A 1190-nucleotide genomic window follows, 5' to 3' on the forward strand; every position below is an offset into this window, starting at 1 on the left:
GTGAAAAATCAATGTTAAAAGCATACAAGTTCAAGTTAGAACCTACAACGTTACAAGTTGAACACATCGAATCGACCTTGAATTTGTGTCGCTGGCTGTATAATACTGCACTAGAACAACGGAAGTTCACCTATAAGCATCGAAACATTTCAACCCGTTACTCCATGCAACAAAACGAGTTGCCGCAATTGAAAAAGGAGTTACCTGTTTTCAAACAGGTACAATCTCAAGTGTTGCAAGATGTCTTACGCCGTTTAGACAAAGCATTTCAAGCGTTTTTCCGTAGACTTAAGACCGGTGACAAAGCAGGGTACCCACGCTTTCGAGGAAAGAATCGTTATAACAGCTTCACCTACCCACAGAGCGGCTTTTTGTTGGAGGATCAATTTCTGAAACTGTCTAAGATCGGAAAGGTGCGTATCAAATGCCACAGGCAGATGAAAGGGAAGGTTAAAACCTGTTCCATTATTAGCAAGAATGGGAAATACTATGCCTGTTTTTCTTGCAAGGTGGAGCCTGTAGCCCATCAAGCAGGAGGACGCGTAGGAATCGACTTAGGTGTCAAACACCTTGCTATTACTTCCGATGGGAAATTTTTTGACCCTCCCAAGTACCTTCGAAAGTCAGAACGTAAGCTCAAACAACTACAGAGGAACGTATCGAGACGCAAGAAAGGGTCAAACAGACGGAAAAAAGCGGTCGCCCTCCTTGCGAAAATGCATGAATACATAGCGAATCAACGAAAAGACACCGCTCATAAAATCAGTAGGTATCTAGTGGATCACTATGATCTGATCGCTTTTGAAGACCTACATATCAGCGGGATGGTGAAAAACCACAAACTAGCAAAAAGTATTGTGGATGCTGGATGGGATCAACTGGTACGGTTCACTAATTACAAAGCAGAGTATGCTGGTAAAAAGGTGATACAGGTTGATCCAACCAACACAACCCAAGCCTGCTCAGCCTGTGGTCAAATCGTAAAGAAGGAACTGAAAGATCGCGTCCATAGGTGCTCTTGTGGCTACACAGAGGATCGAGACATCAATGCCGCCAAAAATATCCTCTATAAGGCGATCGGGTTTGTACCCATGATGGAACAGGGTCAGCTAAAACAAAACCTCATATAGGCTTGGAATAAGCCTTCGTGGAGAATACGACGTTGGTCGATTCAATGAAGCGAGAAGCTC

General features: G+C 43.6%; 1 protein-coding gene. It reads left to right on the forward strand.

Annotated elements, in window-relative coordinates; all coding sequences use genetic code 11:
* Positions 1–1130, forward strand: a 1130-nt coding sequence (locus tag BLV90_RS15875; RefSeq protein ID WP_091743085.1) for an RNA-guided endonuclease InsQ/TnpB family protein, incomplete at its 5' end; no start/stop codon positions are given.
* Between the last annotated feature and the right edge of the window lie 60 nt (positions 1131–1190).

Origin of the sequence: Marininema mesophilum (genome assembly GCF_900106775.1) — a bacterium.
In the GTDB taxonomy this organism is placed as follows: domain Bacteria; phylum Bacillota; class Bacilli; order Thermoactinomycetales; family DSM-45169; genus Marininema; species Marininema mesophilum.